General features: G+C 69.9%; 14 protein-coding genes and 1 pseudogene. 7 read left to right on the top strand and 8 right to left on the bottom strand.

Going from position 1 to position 14,670, the window contains the following annotated elements; translation table 11 throughout:
- Positions 1-31 precede the first annotated feature (31 nt).
- Positions 32-979: a GlxA family transcriptional regulator gene (locus tag ACQP0T_RS18480; RefSeq protein ID WP_433869219.1), complete on the top strand. Its 948-nt coding sequence runs from the start codon at positions 32-34 to the stop codon at positions 977-979.
- Position 980: 1 nt separating this feature from the next.
- Here the strand turns inward: ACQP0T_RS18480 and ACQP0T_RS18485 are convergent, their stop codons facing one another.
- Both ACQP0T_RS18485 and ACQP0T_RS18490 read right to left on the bottom strand, forming a co-directional pair.
- Complete coding sequence (locus tag ACQP0T_RS18485) at positions 981-2,267, bottom strand: MFS transporter (protein WP_433869220.1); 1,287 nt, start codon at positions 2,265-2,267, stop codon at positions 981-983.
- 100 nt (positions 2,268-2,367) lie between these two features.
- On the bottom strand, positions 2,368-3,462 hold the full coding sequence (locus ACQP0T_RS18490) for an LLM class flavin-dependent oxidoreductase (RefSeq protein ID WP_433869221.1): 1,095 nt from the start codon (positions 3,460-3,462) through the stop codon (positions 2,368-2,370).
- Positions 3,463-3,743: 281 nt separating this feature from the next.
- On the opposite strand from ACQP0T_RS18490, the gene ACQP0T_RS18495 reads away from it, so the two are divergent.
- Positions 3,744-4,349 (top strand): MBL fold metallo-hydrolase, encoded by a 606-nt coding sequence (locus ACQP0T_RS18495; protein WP_433869222.1) that lies wholly within the window; start codon positions 3,744-3,746, stop codon positions 4,347-4,349.
- 69 nt (positions 4,350-4,418) lie between these two features.
- On the opposite strand, the gene ACQP0T_RS18500 is transcribed toward ACQP0T_RS18495, so the two are convergent.
- The 6 genes from ACQP0T_RS18500 to ACQP0T_RS18525 form a co-directional block, all read right to left on the bottom strand.
- Positions 4,419-5,015, bottom strand: coding sequence for an ABATE domain-containing protein (locus ACQP0T_RS18500; RefSeq protein ID WP_433869223.1), 597 nt, complete (start codon positions 5,013-5,015; stop codon positions 4,419-4,421).
- 56 nt (positions 5,016-5,071) lie between these two features.
- The gene (locus tag ACQP0T_RS18505; protein WP_433869224.1) at positions 5,072-5,482 is read right to left on the bottom strand and encodes a pyridoxamine 5'-phosphate oxidase family protein; all 411 of its coding nucleotides are present in this window, start codon (positions 5,480-5,482) and stop codon (positions 5,072-5,074) included.
- Positions 5,482-5,730, bottom strand: coding sequence for a hypothetical protein (locus tag ACQP0T_RS18510; protein WP_433869225.1), 249 nt, complete (start codon positions 5,728-5,730; stop codon positions 5,482-5,484). Before ACQP0T_RS18510 ends, ACQP0T_RS18505 begins: the two co-directional genes overlap by 1 nt.
- Positions 5,731-6,159: 429 nt before the next feature.
- Positions 6,160-6,426, bottom strand: coding sequence for an enoyl-CoA hydratase/isomerase family protein (locus ACQP0T_RS18515; protein WP_433869226.1), 267 nt, complete (start codon positions 6,424-6,426; stop codon positions 6,160-6,162).
- Between the two features lie 360 nt (positions 6,427-6,786).
- Complete coding sequence (locus ACQP0T_RS18520; protein WP_433869227.1) at positions 6,787-7,968, bottom strand: hypothetical protein; 1,182 nt, start codon at positions 7,966-7,968, stop codon at positions 6,787-6,789.
- Positions 7,969-8,442: 474 nt separating this feature from the next.
- Positions 8,443-9,042: a TetR/AcrR family transcriptional regulator gene (locus ACQP0T_RS18525; protein WP_433869228.1), complete on the bottom strand. Its 600-nt coding sequence runs from the start codon at positions 9,040-9,042 to the stop codon at positions 8,443-8,445.
- 70 nt (positions 9,043-9,112) lie between these two features.
- Here ACQP0T_RS18525 and ACQP0T_RS18530 point away from each other — a divergent pair, with 70 nt between their 5' ends.
- From ACQP0T_RS18530 to ACQP0T_RS18550, 5 genes and pseudogenes are all read left to right on the top strand, one after another.
- Positions 9,113-10,006, top strand: a complete 894-nt coding sequence (locus ACQP0T_RS18530; RefSeq protein WP_433869229.1) for an NADP-dependent oxidoreductase — start codon at positions 9,113-9,115, stop codon at positions 10,004-10,006.
- Between the two features lie 278 nt (positions 10,007-10,284).
- A complete protein-coding gene (locus tag ACQP0T_RS18535) occupies positions 10,285-11,232 on the top strand; it encodes a phosphotransferase family protein (protein WP_433869230.1) in 948 nt (315 codons plus the stop codon).
- Between the two features lie 560 nt (positions 11,233-11,792).
- Positions 11,793-12,248 carry a single-stranded DNA-binding protein gene (locus ACQP0T_RS18540; RefSeq protein WP_433869231.1) on the top strand — a complete coding sequence of 152 codons (456 nt, stop codon included), beginning with the start codon at positions 11,793-11,795 and terminating at the stop codon, positions 12,246-12,248.
- A 145-nt stretch (positions 12,249-12,393) separates the two neighbouring features.
- A complete protein-coding gene (locus tag ACQP0T_RS18545; protein ID WP_433869232.1) occupies positions 12,394-14,151 on the top strand; it encodes a hypothetical protein in 1,758 nt (585 codons plus the stop codon).
- Positions 14,152-14,214: 63 nt separating this feature from the next.
- Positions 14,215-14,409, top strand: a pseudogene (locus ACQP0T_RS18550) (relaxase domain-containing protein); the annotation flags it as partial.
- Between the last annotated feature and the right edge of the window lie 261 nt (positions 14,410-14,670).

Consider the following 14,670-nt stretch of genomic DNA (forward strand, 5'->3'; position numbering starts at 1 on the left):
AATGCCGCTCTTCGATGAAATCAGGCCAACCATGCGGATTGCGATCCACGCCTTCGACGGGATCACCACGTTCCACCTCGCAGCGCCGCTGCTCACCTTCGGCGAAGTGTCCCGGCAGAACCTCGCCGAAGGTTGGAGTACGACCGTCTGGAGCTCCGATGGACGTCCCGTGCGCGCCGACGAAGGCGTCGTCATCGACGACCTCGCCGGCCTCGACGCGACGACGTCGGCCGACGTGCTCGTGTTCCCGTCCTGGCCCGCGCACCTGCCCGACCCCGAGCCGGGTTTCCTCGACCGCATCCGCGAGGCGCACGGCCGGGGCGCAACGATCATCGGGCTCTGTCTCGGGGCATTCCCGGTGGCCGCCAGCGGTGTTCTCGACGGCCGCACCGCGACCACCCACTGGGCCGCCGCCGAAGAGTTGGCCGAACAGCACCCCACCGTGCAGGTCCAGGCCGATGCGCTCTACCTCGACCACGGAGACGTGCTCACCTCGGCGGGCACCGCCTCCGCGCTCGACGCCTGTCTCCACCTCGTCCGGGCCCGGCTCGGATCGACCGCTGCCACTACCATCGCCCGCCACCTCGTCATCGCCCCGCACCGCGACGGCGACCAGGCCCAGTACATCGAACGACCGCTCTCCAGCAGCGACGACGGCCCCATGGGTGCGACCATCACGTGGGCGCTGGCGAACCTCAACCGACCGCTCACCGTCGAGGACCTGGCCGCCCACGCGTCGATGAGCCCGCGGAACTTCACCCGCCTCTTTCGCGGCACCACCGGCATGAGCCCCGCGCGATGGGTGCTGACCCACCGCCTCGACGAAGCGCGCCGACTCCTGGAGACGACCACCTGGAGCGTCACCCGCATCGCAGAAACCTGCGGGTTCGCCAGCGCCGTGACCTTCCGGCAGAACTTCGTCAAGCACTACAACACCACCCCCACCTCCTACCGCCACCGCTTCACCACCACGCCGTGATTCACGCGCGGGACCCGCGCTTCGTGGAGACGGCGATGACGGCGGGAACGGTGAGGAGCGAGAGCGCGGCACCGCCCAGGGCGAGCAGCGGATAGCCGGTCGCCGCGACCACGGCGCCGGAGGCGATGCCGCCCGTGGCGCCGGCGATTGCAACGGCGACATCGACCACGCCCTGGGTCTTCGCGCGAGTGGCGATCGGCACGGCGTCGGTGATGATGGCGGTGCCACTGACGAGGCCGAAGTTCCAACCGAGACCGAGCAGCACCAAGGCCAGGGTCAGCAGGACGACGGAGTCGTCGGGCGAGGCGGCGGCGATGATCCCGGCGGACAGCAAGGTCAGGCCGGAGGCGGCGACCGCGGCGGTTGGACCGAAGCGGTCGGTCAGCGCTCCGGTGAGCGGCGAGGGGAGGTACATCGCGCCGACGTGCAGGGCGATGACGAGACCGGAAGCTGCGGCGCTGTGGCCGTGATCGTGCATGTGCACCGGGGTCATCGTCATGATCGCGACCATGACGAGTTGGCTGAGGACCATCACCAGGACGCCGAGCCACAGATCGGGACTGCGGCGCTCGACGGGCTGCGCGCCCTCGGGCACCGCGCCAACGCCTACCTCGTCTTCGGCGGGCAGCGAGCGGGCGAGCACGAGGGGATCCGGGCGCAACCAGAGGATCAGGACCAGCGCGGCGACGAAGAACGCGGCAGCGGAGATGAGGAAAAGGCCCGTCAGCGGGGGCAGGCCGAGAGCAGTGGCGAGGTGACCAGCGGGAGCGACGAGGTTGGGACCGACGACACCACCCAAGGTGGTCGCGACCAGGACAGTCGATACGGCGCGCGCTCGATTTCCGGCAGCCGCCAGATCGGTCCCGGCGTAGCGGGCCTGGAGGTTGGCCGCCGTGCCGGCGCCGTAGAGGAACAGCGAGACCAACAGCAGGGCCGGGAGGTCGAGCCCGGCTGCGGCGACGACTCCGGCACCGCCTAGCGCACCGGCGAGGTAACCCGCGGCCAACCCGGGGCGGCGGCCCCGGGCGTGGGAGAGGCGGCCGATGCTCACGGCGGCGACGGCCGAGCCCGCGGTGAGAAGCGCGCTGGGCAGTCCAGCCAGGGCGGTGGAGTGGAGCATGTCCTGGACCAGGAGCGCGCCGACGGTGACCCCGGCCGCCAGCCCCACTCCGCTGAAGATCTGGGAGGCCAGCAGGATCCGGAGGGTGCGCTGCTGCGTCTCGACCGTCGAGCGCGCGGTCGGCGTGGTGTCCGCCTGCGGGCGCGGCGTGGATGCGGCGTTGTGCATGGTGTCTCCATGTCCGGTGAGGTCGGGGGCGTGCGCCTCCGCGACTGTTCGACGCAGCGCGAAAAACGCGCGGCATCCCGGGTTTCGGGGTGCGGACGAATCAGGGCGTGGCGGCAGGCTGGGTGAACGGCATCGCGTAGGCATCGGCGAGGAGTTCCGTGGAACGCAGCAGAGCCTGCGGGGTGTGCCCGACGGAGCCGAACATGATCTCGTCAGGGCGGGCTTGCTCGTGCAGTCGGTTCACGAGCGCGGTGACGTGATCGGGCGTGCCGTGCAGGACGCTGCCGGTCCAGTGATCGAGCACCTGCCGCTCCGCCTGCGCGTAGGGGTAGGACGCGGCTTCGTCCGGAGTGGGCAACAGGAACGACTTGCCCTGCAGCATGCGCATCATCGCGTGGGCGTAGCTGCGCGTCTGCCGCTGGGCCTCGGACTCGTCGTCGGCTGCCATGACGCTGACACTGACGAGTGCGTACGGTTCGTCGAGAGCCGCCGACGGGGTGAACCGGTCGCGGTAGAGCTGGAGCGCCGGTGCGACGCCGTCCGGGGAGAACTGAGCGGCGAAGGCGAAGGCAAGGCCGAGGTGCGCGGCCAGCTGAGCAGAGTAACCGGACGAGCCCAGCAACCAGACCGGCGGGCGGCCGACCGGCCGCGCGACGTCGTTCTCCCTGTCCTGACCCGGTCCGGGCACCGCGTAGACGCGCTCTCGGTACGAGTGCTGATCGGGGAAGTCGTCGTAGAGGAAGTGCAGGAGCTCGAGGACCTGCCGCGGGAAGTCGTCGGCCGAGCTCCCGCGGCGCAAGGCGTCGGCGGTGGCCGGGTTGGTGCCGGGGGCGCGCCCGAGACCGAGGTCGATCCGCCCCGGGGCGAGGGCCTGGAGCAGGCCGTACTGCTCGGCGACGATCAACGGTGGGTGGTTGGGCAGCATCACCCCTCCCGCACCGAGCCGCAGTCGCGTCGTGTGCGCCGTGAGCCGGGCGAGCAGCACGGCGGGGCTGGAGGCGGACACCCCTGGCATGGAGTGGTGTTCGGTCACCCAGTACCGGGTGAAACCGCGCTGATCGGCGAGACGGGCCAGCGCGATGCTGCCGGACAGCGAGTCGGTGGCGCTGATGCCGCGGCCGGCCAGCGCGGTGTCGAGGACGGACAGCGGTGCGGGCGCGCGTCCGCGGACCGCGCCCTTGATCGGGTCGTTCACGAGGTTTCCTTCGGGGAGTTTCCGGTGCGGTGATGCCCGGCCGTGGAGGTGCCGCAGCACGGCGCGACCTCACGGACGTACTGATGTTTATCCGTGACCATAGCCGTTTGTCACGGATATCGCCACCCTGTACCGTGAGGACCGTGAGCGGGTCCGAGCAACCCGGCCGACCCCACCGCGCACGCCGCGGCCTGCGGCCTCACAACCTCACCCCGGGGAACGGGCACCCCGCCCCGCGACCGGGACTGCCATCCCTCCACCGCTAAGGAGTACCGCGTCCGATGACCGCCACGTTCACCCTGCTGACGTCCGGCTACGACGTCCGCGATCCGCGCAACGCCGACCGGGACGGCTTCGAGAAGCCTTGGCACGTCGCCTCGACCGTCTCGCTGCTGCGCGACGGTGGCCACGCCATCGTCGTCGACCCCGGCATGGTCGACGACCGCAGGCGCATCCTCGACCCGCTCGCCCACGCCGGCCTGAGCCCGGAGCAGGTGACCGACTTGGTCTTCAGCCACCACCACCCCGACCACACCCTCAACGCCGCCCTGTTCCCCCACGCGCGGGCCCACGACGTCTGGGCCATCTACCACGGCGGTCTCTGGTACGACCGCCCCGCCGACGGCTACCAGCTCTCACCTTCGATCCGGCTGATCGAGACTCCCGGCCACACCCCGCAGGACATCAGCACCCTCGCGGAGACCGACGAGGGCAGGATCGTCTTCACCCACGCCTGGTGGAGCGCCACCGGCCCCGCCGAAGACCCCACCTCCGACGACAACGAGAGCCTGCGCGTCTCCCGCCGGAAGATCCTCGACCTCGCCCCCGCCCTGATCGTCCCCGGCCACGGGGAGGCGTTCGTCCCCGACGAGGACACGCCGGCCTGAACCCCGGCAACGACCAGCTCGCAGCAGGCGTGGATGAGGCGCGCCCGGGAGATCAGACCCGGACGCGCCTCATCCCACTCCGGCGCGGGTGCGGCGAGCGTAGGCGCGGGCCGCGCGAGCGCGATCGCCGCAGCGAACGGAGCACCAGTGGCGACGCCCCTGGCGCAGGAGGAACCGGTTGCAGGGCGTGGAAGCGCACGCGGTGAGGCGTTCGGCCTCGGACGAGGTGAGCAGGTCGGCGGCGTCGGCCGCCAGGATGGCCAGGGCGTGCTCGACGATCGCGGTGGTGGGGTGCGGCGGCGTGCGGTACGGGCCTGCCTTGTCGTCCCACTGCAGCAGCGGCGCGGTGGGAACGCGCGTCATCGCGTCGTTGATGGCCGCCACCGCAGCGGGCAGCGCCGGGACCCCGGCGGCACGCGAGGCGAGCAAGGACCTGATCTGCTCGCGCAGCGAACGCAGCTGCGTCGCGCACATCTCCTGCACGTCGGCGTGGGCCGGAGCCAGACCTCGTTCCACCAGCCAGTCATTCGCCTGCGCGGGCGTCCCCAGGAAGTCGACGGTCTGCTCACCGGGCAGCGCGACGGCGGTGTTGGCGAGGGCGAGGGACGAGTGCTCCTCCCCCTGCGCAGGAGGGAGGCCGGTCCGCGCACCCAAGGACTCCTTCATGCCTCTCATGCTACAACCCGGCCACATCCGTGATGCCCTTTTCGCCCGCGCCCGAGCTAGGTCTTCGGCACCGACCGGGCCCAGTCGATGATCTCAACGCGCACCGCGGTGCGAGGACGCCGGATCCGGTACGGGCCTCCGGTGTGCACCGCGGGCATGCGGTCGACGAGTTCGAGGTCGACGTCGTCGAAGAACTCGACCGCTCTGCCTTGGACGGTGACGGCGTCGTACCAGCTCTCGCGGCCCAGCGCCGTGATCGAGACCAGCGGGTGGGCGCGCAGGTGCGCCAGCCGATCACCTCGGGCGTTGGTGGCGTCGATGCTCAACAGCAGGTGCCGGTCGTCCTCGACGAGGTACCAGGTCGGGACGGTGACGGGTGGGCCGTCCGGGCGGACCGTGGCGATCACGGTCGGCGGCGGCTCGGCGAGCGCGGCTTGGACTTCGGGCGGCAGTGGCGGGGTGGGCATCAGTTCTCCTCGCTGAGCGGCAGGGTCAAGCGGAGGTCACCGAGCCCGCGGGCGATCAGCAGCTCGGCGTGGACGCGGGTGAGTTCGTTCCTCACCAGCCCGGTTGGGGCGAGTACGCCGTCGTCGAGGAAGGTTCCTTGGAGATCACCCCCGACAGACGTGATCGGTACGTCCCCGAGAGCCGGGATGCGCTCTACTTCGAGTTCGACCTCATCCACGCTTTCCGCAACCCCGGCCAAAGAACGCACGACCGCCTACCTCCTCATGAACAGTTGCCACAGGCATAACGGCGAGAGGACGCCACACTGAGGACCCGTCGAGGAAAGCCTGACTCCTCGAAGAGCGGAACATTGCACACGGTCGGTGCTCGGGAGCATCCCACTCCCGAGCACCGACCGTCAGCCGTTCTCAGTCCTCCGATTCGACGTGCCACAGCAATACACTCCGCCGTGCTGCATCGGCTCAATCCACTGCGGAGTAGCGCGCGTCCCGCCACGCGAGGGCAGCCCGAATCCCTTTAGTCGCAACGAGTTCGGTGAACTCGGCGCGTTCGGGCGTGTACGCTGAATTAAGTACTGCGGCGATGTCGTGGTTCGCCATGACGGCGTCGCGCAGTCCCATCGCCTCGTAGGCCCGGGTGATCGCACGCTTGGTGTAGCGCAGGATGGGCAGCGGCGTCAGTTCTTCGCGGCGAGCTGCTCCACGGTCGCCTCCAGCCCGTCCGGAGAAACCACTCGGTTGACCAGGCCCAGCTCCAAGGCGCGATTCGCGTCGACCACGTCGCCGGTGTAGAGCAGCTCGTTGGTGGCCTTCTGCTCGAGCAGGAACGGCATCAGGAGCGTGACCGGTCCAGACCCGAACCGAACCTCGGGCTCGCCGAACTGCGCATCGTCGCTGGCGTTGCGGGTGAAGGCGGCCTGCGCGGCCTTCGCGAAGGATGCCACCAAAGGCGCCACATTCCTTGCTGTGATCGCCGAGGACTTCAGGCGACCGCGGGCCTGGGAACCCTTGCGCTGCTGTGCGATCAGCCTCCTGGTACTCGGACGCGGCCGTCCGACCGGAGCTGACCAGGTTCGCGAACGCTGTGGGCAGGCGATCGGCCTTCCGGCGGGTACCGGTGGCGGCCGGGTCGTAAACGCCGCGGAACGCCTGCGCGATCCTGTCGCCGCCGATGCCTGCTTCACCGGCCGCGACGGTCCACCGCGCCCGGTTCCAGAACGCGTCCAGCGCGGTGCCCTTCACGCTGAGGGACGCGAACACGTTCTCGGCGCCGGTCACCTCCATCTCGATGAACTCGCCCGCGATCATCGGATCTCCCTGGTCTCGGTGCGCGTTGCGGACTCGCCGATGGTGGTGAAGTCCTGGGCCGTGCCCGCGCGGTGGAACGGGCTGATGAACGCGTCATCCATGCCGGGGATGGCCACGCCACCAGGCGCCACCCCCTTGCCAAGGTCGTTGGCCTCGAAGTCGTACCGGTCTGCGATGTGCGTCTGGTAGGTCACCTCGACCCGCGGTGGCCCGTCCGGAGTCGGCGGGTGCACCGTGGCCTCACCACTGACCGAATGGTTCGTTCTGCCGATCGCGAGGTGCCAGTTCATGTTTCCTTCAGGCTCGATGTCGAGTTCCTGCCACTCTGACGAGAACGGGATCGGTTGTCCGTAGCTCCCTTCCGCAGCAGCCTGATCGCTAACCATCCGCAGTTGCCTGTTGAGTTGCTCGTCGACCGCCTGCTGCACCTTCGGCACGTCCCGGACGACCTGATTCGGATCGACGTCCATGGTCGTGCCGGTTCCGTCCAGATAATGCGCCAGGAACTTGGCCGCGTCCGGCATGACCGGACTCGCCAGCGCGGCCGCGGCGTCGTATACCGGCTCGGTCAGTTCCTGGTCGAGCGTGTCCGGGTCGGATCCGAACTGTCCGCCGCCACCATTGCCGTCGTGCACCGGCCCGTTCCCGTTGCCCGGTTCCGGTAGGCCGGCGGCAACACTCACCGCCGTTCGGTCCAGGATGTCGTTCACCTCGCCGGCCAGCCGCGGGACAAGGACGGCCAGCACCGCCGCCGCGTAAGGGGCTCCGAACACGACTCCCGGGGGTCCGCCGACGACGGCGGAGCGGGCAGCCACATGGCCACTGCCTTCGGCGAGTTCCGTGCCGGCCGACATCAGGGTGCGGATCGCCTCCTCGGCCCGGCCGACCTTGTCCGCCAGTTGGTCGGCGTGCGTGGCGAGTCGGGCCATGGCGTTGTTGACCTCGCCGGCTGTGCGCGCCGTCTCGGTGACGCGGGTGCCGTACTCGTGGCCGGCGGCGTCCGGCCAGGCGGCGTGAAAGGGAGCGGCGTTGAACTCGCTCGCGGTCTCGAACGCGACCGAGCCGTCACGCCATCCCGGCGCAAGGTCGTGGCGAATGAGGTTCTCGTTGGTCTCCGGCCACCCGCTGAGGGGTCTGACCAGGCCCCACAGAATTCCCTCCGGCTCCGGGATCGGCATGGTGTCATCTCCCGTGGTCAGCGACGGCCGCTCGGCGCGAGCCGCCCGACCACGTCGGCGACCCGTCGTTGCGCGTGCGCGGTGGCGGACCCTCGCGTCCTCCTCGTCGAAGTGGAGCTTCTCCTCGACGGCCGTGACGGCTTCGCACTCACCGGAGTGCCGATGGTCTGCTGCGACCCGGTCACCTGACTGCCTGACCCCCGGGGCCCGGCTCCGTGCGGTCATCCCGACCCGCAGAGCCGGGCTCCTTAGCGCTGTTCACCCCCGCGCACGTGGACCGACCACGTCGCCGTGGCCGCCGCAGTCCTCGCATTCGGCGCGCGCGGGCGAAGCGAACTTCGCCGATGACCAACGTGTTCACGGCATGGTGGCGCGGCACAGCGCGCGTCGTCTCTACTGCCCTTCTCAGCCTTGTTCTTGCGACGAGCCGGTCGGGATCCGTTCCCCGCTGGCGCGTTCTCCATCCCCTCCGCCTCACACCGCAGCGTTGTCCCGTGGAGTGGCACCGGCGATCGCCCAAGCCGCCTCGATCATGCCGAAGACCTCGTCCACCGCGGTGTGCGGGTCGTCGGCTTCGCGGGCGATCGAGAAGGCGTCGACCACGAAGCGTGCGATCGCGCTGCAGGTCGGCGTGGTCCGCGGCAAGTCCAGGTCGGCGGCGATGGCCGTTGCCAGCGACCGGGCGTGGCGCTGTCGCATCGACACCTCGTACTGCCGCAGCGCCGGTGATCCCTCGATCATGCGCCACAGCGGGGCGGCGGCCTCCGCCGTGCAGTGCCGCACCATGGCGTGGATCTCGCGGCGCAGGGCGGGGATGAGCGCCTCGTGCGGCTCCCGGTCGGCGACCGCCCGCACCAAGCGCTGCTCGAAGTCCTCGTCCTGCTCGAAGACCAGGGCCTCTTTCGAGCTGAAGTGGGAGAACAGCGTGGTCACGGCGACGTCGGCCGCAGCGGCGATCTCGCGGATGCCCACCGCGTCGTAGCCGCGCTCCGCGAACAGGCACCGGGCGGCCTCGGCGATCTTCTGACGGGTTGCGGCCTTCTTGCGCTCGCGGCGGCCGGTCTGCTCAGCCATGCACCAACACTACCAGGTGCGAAAAAACAACCGTTCCAAAACGCTAACCGTTAGTGCTATGGTCTGCGGCATGAAGAAGGTGAACTTCGCCGAGTTCGGCGGTCCGGAGGTCCTGCACCTCGTCGAGACCGAGGAACCCCACGCAGGACCAGGCCAGGTGCGCATCGCGGTGCGAGCAGCAGGCGTGAACCCCGCCGACTGGAGAATCCGCGAAGGCCAGGTCCTCAAGGCCCATCCGGTCCGGCTGCCCGCCGGACTCGGACTGGACGCCTCCGGAGTGGTCGACGAGATCGGGGAAGGCGTCGAAGGGGTCGACATCGGCGACCGCGTGTTCGGCGAAGGCACCGACACCTACGCCGAGTTCGCCGTGCTCTCGGCCTGGGCCCGGATGCCCGACGACCTGCCCTTCGACCAGGCTGCCGGATATCCCTCCGTGGTCGAGACCGCGCTGCGCACCCTCGACCAAGTCGGCGTCCAGCCCGGGCAGACGCTCCTGGTCAGCGGCGCCTCCGGCGGAGTCGGGTCCGCGGTGCTGCAGATCGCCCGCGACCGCGGCATCGCGGTGATCGGCACGGCCGGGGCGGCCAACCAGGACTACCTGCGCAGCCTCGGCGCCCTCGCCACGACCTACGGCCCCGGCTGGGTCGACCGAGCGCGCCAGCTCGGTCCCATCGACGCAGCCCTCGACATCGCCGGCTCCGGCGTGATCCCCGAACTCCTCGAACTCACCCGGGACCCGCGGAAGGTCGTCTCCATCGCCGACCTCGACGCGCCGCAGTTCGGCGTCCGATTCTCCGGCGAGGCCGGAAGCGTGCCCGACGCACTCGCCGAGGCCGCCACGCTCATCGCACGGGGAAAGCTCCACATCCCGGTCGACACGACCTACACCCTGACCGAAGCCGCCCAAGCCCACATCGACAGCCAAGCCGGCCACACACGGGGCCGCCGCGTCATCCTCATCTAGTGCCGTCCGATCTTAGGGCTGCGTAGCAGCTGCGGCACCGAGGTGGTGATCCCCGGCTGCGTACGTTGTCCCACTCGACGGATAGATCAACTTACCCACGTCGACCTTGACTATTGGTACGTCGTGGCCACAGGACCCCGAGCCGACTAACCGCACCTCGTTGAAGCAGCATACGACCAGTGAATCGGTCCCACTCCACAACGGGACCGTCAGTCGTGATCCACGCCGAACGGCCCGAGCTGCGATAGGTTTCCGGTGTGCGGACCTCATCACGGCAGGTGCTGGACGAGCTGGTGGCGCAGGCGGACCTGCCACCTCCGGTATCGGCGATGCCAAAGGTAGGCCGCGGATTCGACAACGAGATCAGCACGGTGGTCCTGGCCGGTGGCCGCCGCGTGGTATTGCGGCGGTTTCCCCAGCCTCGTGCACCTGAGTGGCCACGTGCTCGTTTCCTGGAGCAGCATGGCCTCCCGGCACCAGCGCTGCTGGCGGCCAACGAGCGCGGCAGTGTGATCGAGTTCGTCGACGGGGACCTGTTGGGGGACCTCATCGAAGCGGGCCGGGATACCGCCGGGGTGTGGCGCATGGTCGGAGCGGCCTACCGCCGCGTGCACGCGGTCGGGTTTCCCGCTGGGCTCGCCGCCGAGGAACTCGCTGCGGATCGATTCGTGCTCACCCCGGTCGACCCGGTCGAGCAGCTGCACCGGCTGATCGACAACGCACGGCCAGGCCTGCACCAGCTCCTGCCGGATTGCGTGGACTACCTGTCTGATGTGCACGCGCTCGTCGACGACGCCGCCACGGCCCTGCGAACGGCGGCGTCCGCCTTCGGGCACGGGGACATCAACATGTGGAACGTGCTGATCACGCCCGAGCAGGCGGTGCTGATCGATTGGGACCATCCCCGCGTCGCCGATCCGGCGATGGAGATCGCACTCCTGGACAAACACGCCTCGCTGTTCAACGAGACCGGTTTGCCTGCGGCCTTCTTCACCGGCTACGGGCAACCGCCGCCCGAACCCAACACCAGCCTGCATCGACTGGTGCAGACCCTGGAATGGGCCACGAGTTCCGACTGGGCAGAGTTCGAATCGGACGTCGCGCTGCCGACCGAACTCAAGCACCGTGTCCGCGGATGGCTGCCGATTCTCGTGGATTACCTGCGCGAACTGCCGACCCATGTGGACCGCCTGCGCACGCTGACCGGCACACCTCGGCAAGCCTGACGCTTCGACACCCGGGACACGGCACCGTGCCGCGGAACCGAGCTCACCTCGGGGCACGCTCAGTTCATGATGGACGAAAGGTGGTCGTCGCCCCGGGCGGCTTAGCCTGCCGAGGCGGTCAACTCGATGTCGAGATGCCGTGCGGCGATCGCGCCGCTCGCCGACATGATGCAGCGCGGTTGTGCACCACCTCGTGGTGTGCACTCCATGCGGCGTCGTGGTCCTCGACGACGACGCTGGGTGATGTTCACCGTCCGCACCACCGTTTCTGAACCTGCGACAGCGCATTCGCCCCCTGCACAGACCTGACCAGGGCAGGTGGTGGGTTGGCAAGCAGCCGGGTCCGTCCCGGGCCTGTCGATCTGCACGAAGTCGATCAGGGCGTGCCCGCTGCCGCACGGGCGCCTTCGGCGTCGCTGCGCGAGGCGCTGACGCGCCCCCGTGCACCAGCGGTCCCGCCCTGATTGCGCCAGTCGCAGATCGACAGTCCCTCGGGCACGGCCCCGGGTCGGTGAGGGGTTGTCGGCATTGGCAGATCGCTGACTTCCTAGGAGGACATCATGGCTGGCGAAACCGAGATCACCGTGATCGGCAACCTGACCGGGGACCCCGAGCTGCGGTACTTCCAGTCCGGGGACGCGGTGGCGAACATGACCGTGGCGAACAACCCGCGCTACTTCGACCGCAAGGCCGGCCAGTGGCAGGACGGACAGTCGGTGTTCCTGCGGTGCAACATCTTCCGGCAGCTGGCCGAGCACGCCGCCGAGTCGCTCACTCGCGGCATGCGGGTGATCGTGCAGGGCCGGTTGCGGCAACGTTCCTTCGAGACCAAGGAGGGCGAGAAGCGCACGGTCATGGAGCTGGAGGTCGACGCGATCGGCCCGGACCTGCGGTACGCGACCGCGCAGGTGGCCAAGGTGACCCGCGCGCAGGCACCGGCGCCCGAATCGGGTCCGTGGGACGCCGCTCCGGTCCCCGCAGGAGTCGGGGCCGGGGCTGAGGAGGCGCCCTTCTGACCTGCGGCATGGCCGCTCCAGGGGCACGGCACTTCGGTGCCGTGCCCCTTTCCTTATGCCTGCTGAACGAACCGGGCGCGCGCCGCTACCGGCGTCGGTGTCCGGACTGGCCATACCCGCACACATCTGGATTGAGGAGATCATCATGACGACGAACGTCGACGTCGAACCGGACACCACCGCGGGCCAGGTCGTCTACCCGTACGTTGTGCACGGGGTCGAACCGCGGGACCTGCGCGCGGAGGGCAACAGCCGCGTGGTCGGAGACATTCGCGAGCACCGCCCGGACCTCGTGACCTCGGTTGCCGAGCACGGGCTGAACCCGATGGTCTCGGTGATCAATGTGGCCCCGGATCCCGACGGCGTGCTGGAAGTGCTGGTGGGCTTTCACCGCCACGCCGCCGCGGTCGCGGTCACCGACAAGGAGAACCCGGGGCTCGTCCTCGACGTCCTGGTCCACGCACCCGGCACCACCCGGCGAGACGTGCTGGTGGCCCAGGGCATCGAGAACTTCCACCGCGAGGGCTACACCCAAGCCGAGGAGGCCGGGCTCTACGATCAACTGGCCTTGGAGGGCTTGGACGAGGACGCGATCGCGCATCAGCTGACCCGCCCGGTCGAGCGCGTCCGCGCCGGCCGCGCGGTCGCCGCCAGCTCCCGCACCCACACCGCCAGCGAGGCCCTACCGGACACCGACCTGCTGACGCTGTCCCAGCTGGCCGAGTTCGCCGACGACGAGGCCGCCCACCAGGCTCTGGTGGACGTCCTGCGGGACCGGCCCCACAACTTCGAGTGGACCATCGGGCGGCTGCGGCGCGAGCGGGATCAGCGCACCGCGTTGGCCGAGGAGTCGCGCCGGATCACCGAGCTGGGCTACGCGATCTTCGACGAGCGCGACGTTCCCGAGGATGCCGTGCGCCTGGACGAGCTGTGCTCCGGCCAGGACACAGAGCCGATCGACCCGGTCGGACACGCCGACTGCCCGGGACGGGCGGCGTCGGTGTGGGTGGACCGCCTCCTGGAGGTCGAGATCACCGAGTACTGCCTGGACCACGCCGCGCACGGCCACCGCCTCCTCGCCACGGTCCGTGCCGAGGAGGCCGAGGCGCGGCTGCGCGCCGACGGTGTGCCGATCGCCGACCCCGACACCGACGGCGTGGCCGATCTGTCCGCCCTGTTCGCCGACGCCGGGCGGCCCCTCACCGCCGAGGAGCACGCGGGCTGCCCGGGCCATGCCGCCTACGTCGAGACCGCCCCCGACCTGTCGACCGCGGACGTCCGCTACGTCTGCACCGACTACGCCACCCACGGCCACCTCATGCAGACCGCGCGGGACACGCAGCCCGAACTCGACGCCGCCTGGCAAGCCGCCGAACGCAAGCGCGCGGCCGAGAACAACAAGGCCTGGCGCGACGCCAAGACCGACCGCCGCGAGTGGCTGACGAAGTACTTCACCGGCTGGCGCAAGCGCAAACCGGCCGCGCTGCCGCAGCGGGTGCGCCACTGGCTCGCCCTCGCACCGGTGCTGGCTAGCGACCACCTCGCCGAGGCCGCACCGGCGCACCGCTACGCCTGCACCCTCCTGGGTTTGGCTGAACCCGAGGACCACCGGCGCGACCACCACCCGATCACGGTGCACCTGCAGAAGAAGACCACCACCGAGACCCAAGCCGTGCTCGTCCGCCTCACCCAAGTCATCGGTGCCTGCGAACAGCACTGGGACCGCGCCTACACCAGCCAAGCCGACTCCAGTTGGCGCCGACCCACCGACGACAGCCGCTTCTACTTCGAGCTGCTGGAGGCGCTGGGCTACCCGCTATCCCACGTCGAGCAGCTGGTCAACCAGCCGGACCTCGACATCGAGAAGTGGCCCCACCTCGCCAAGCCCGAGGACGCGACGTGACCACCTCAGTCCCTGATTGCCGGTGAGCAGGGCGCCTCCTGGGGCGAACGACCGCGGGAGGGCATCGACCTCAAGCGCCCGGTCTGGGAGCTCGACGGGGTGCCCACCGAGCTGCTGTCCGGGTTCTCCCAACGCGCTTCCGCGGTCGAGCAGGAACGCGCCCGCGCCATCGTCGAGTTCCGCCGCACCCACGGTCACGAGCCGAGCCCGAAGGACGTGCTGGAGATCGGACGCCGCGCGCAATACGGCACCCGGCAAGCCAAGCAGGCGCCGCGCTCGCTGGCGGAGCACCTCCGTCGCTGGCGCGAACAAGCCGACGGAATGGTCGGTGAGAGGGTGCTCGGCTCGCTCGGCCAGCGGGTGTTCGGCGGCATGCCGGAACAGGTCACCGACGTCGACGTCACCGAGGTCGCCGCGTGGACGTTGACGACGGTCTCGGAGCACTACGCGCACTTCAACACCTGGAACCTCGAAGCCGAAGCACACCGCCAGACCGCTCACCTGCGCGTCCCGGCCGGC

The organism is Saccharopolyspora sp. CA-218241, from assembly GCF_050954615.1.
GTDB classification, from domain to species: Bacteria; Actinomycetota; Actinomycetes; order Mycobacteriales; family Pseudonocardiaceae; genus Saccharopolyspora; species Saccharopolyspora cebuensis.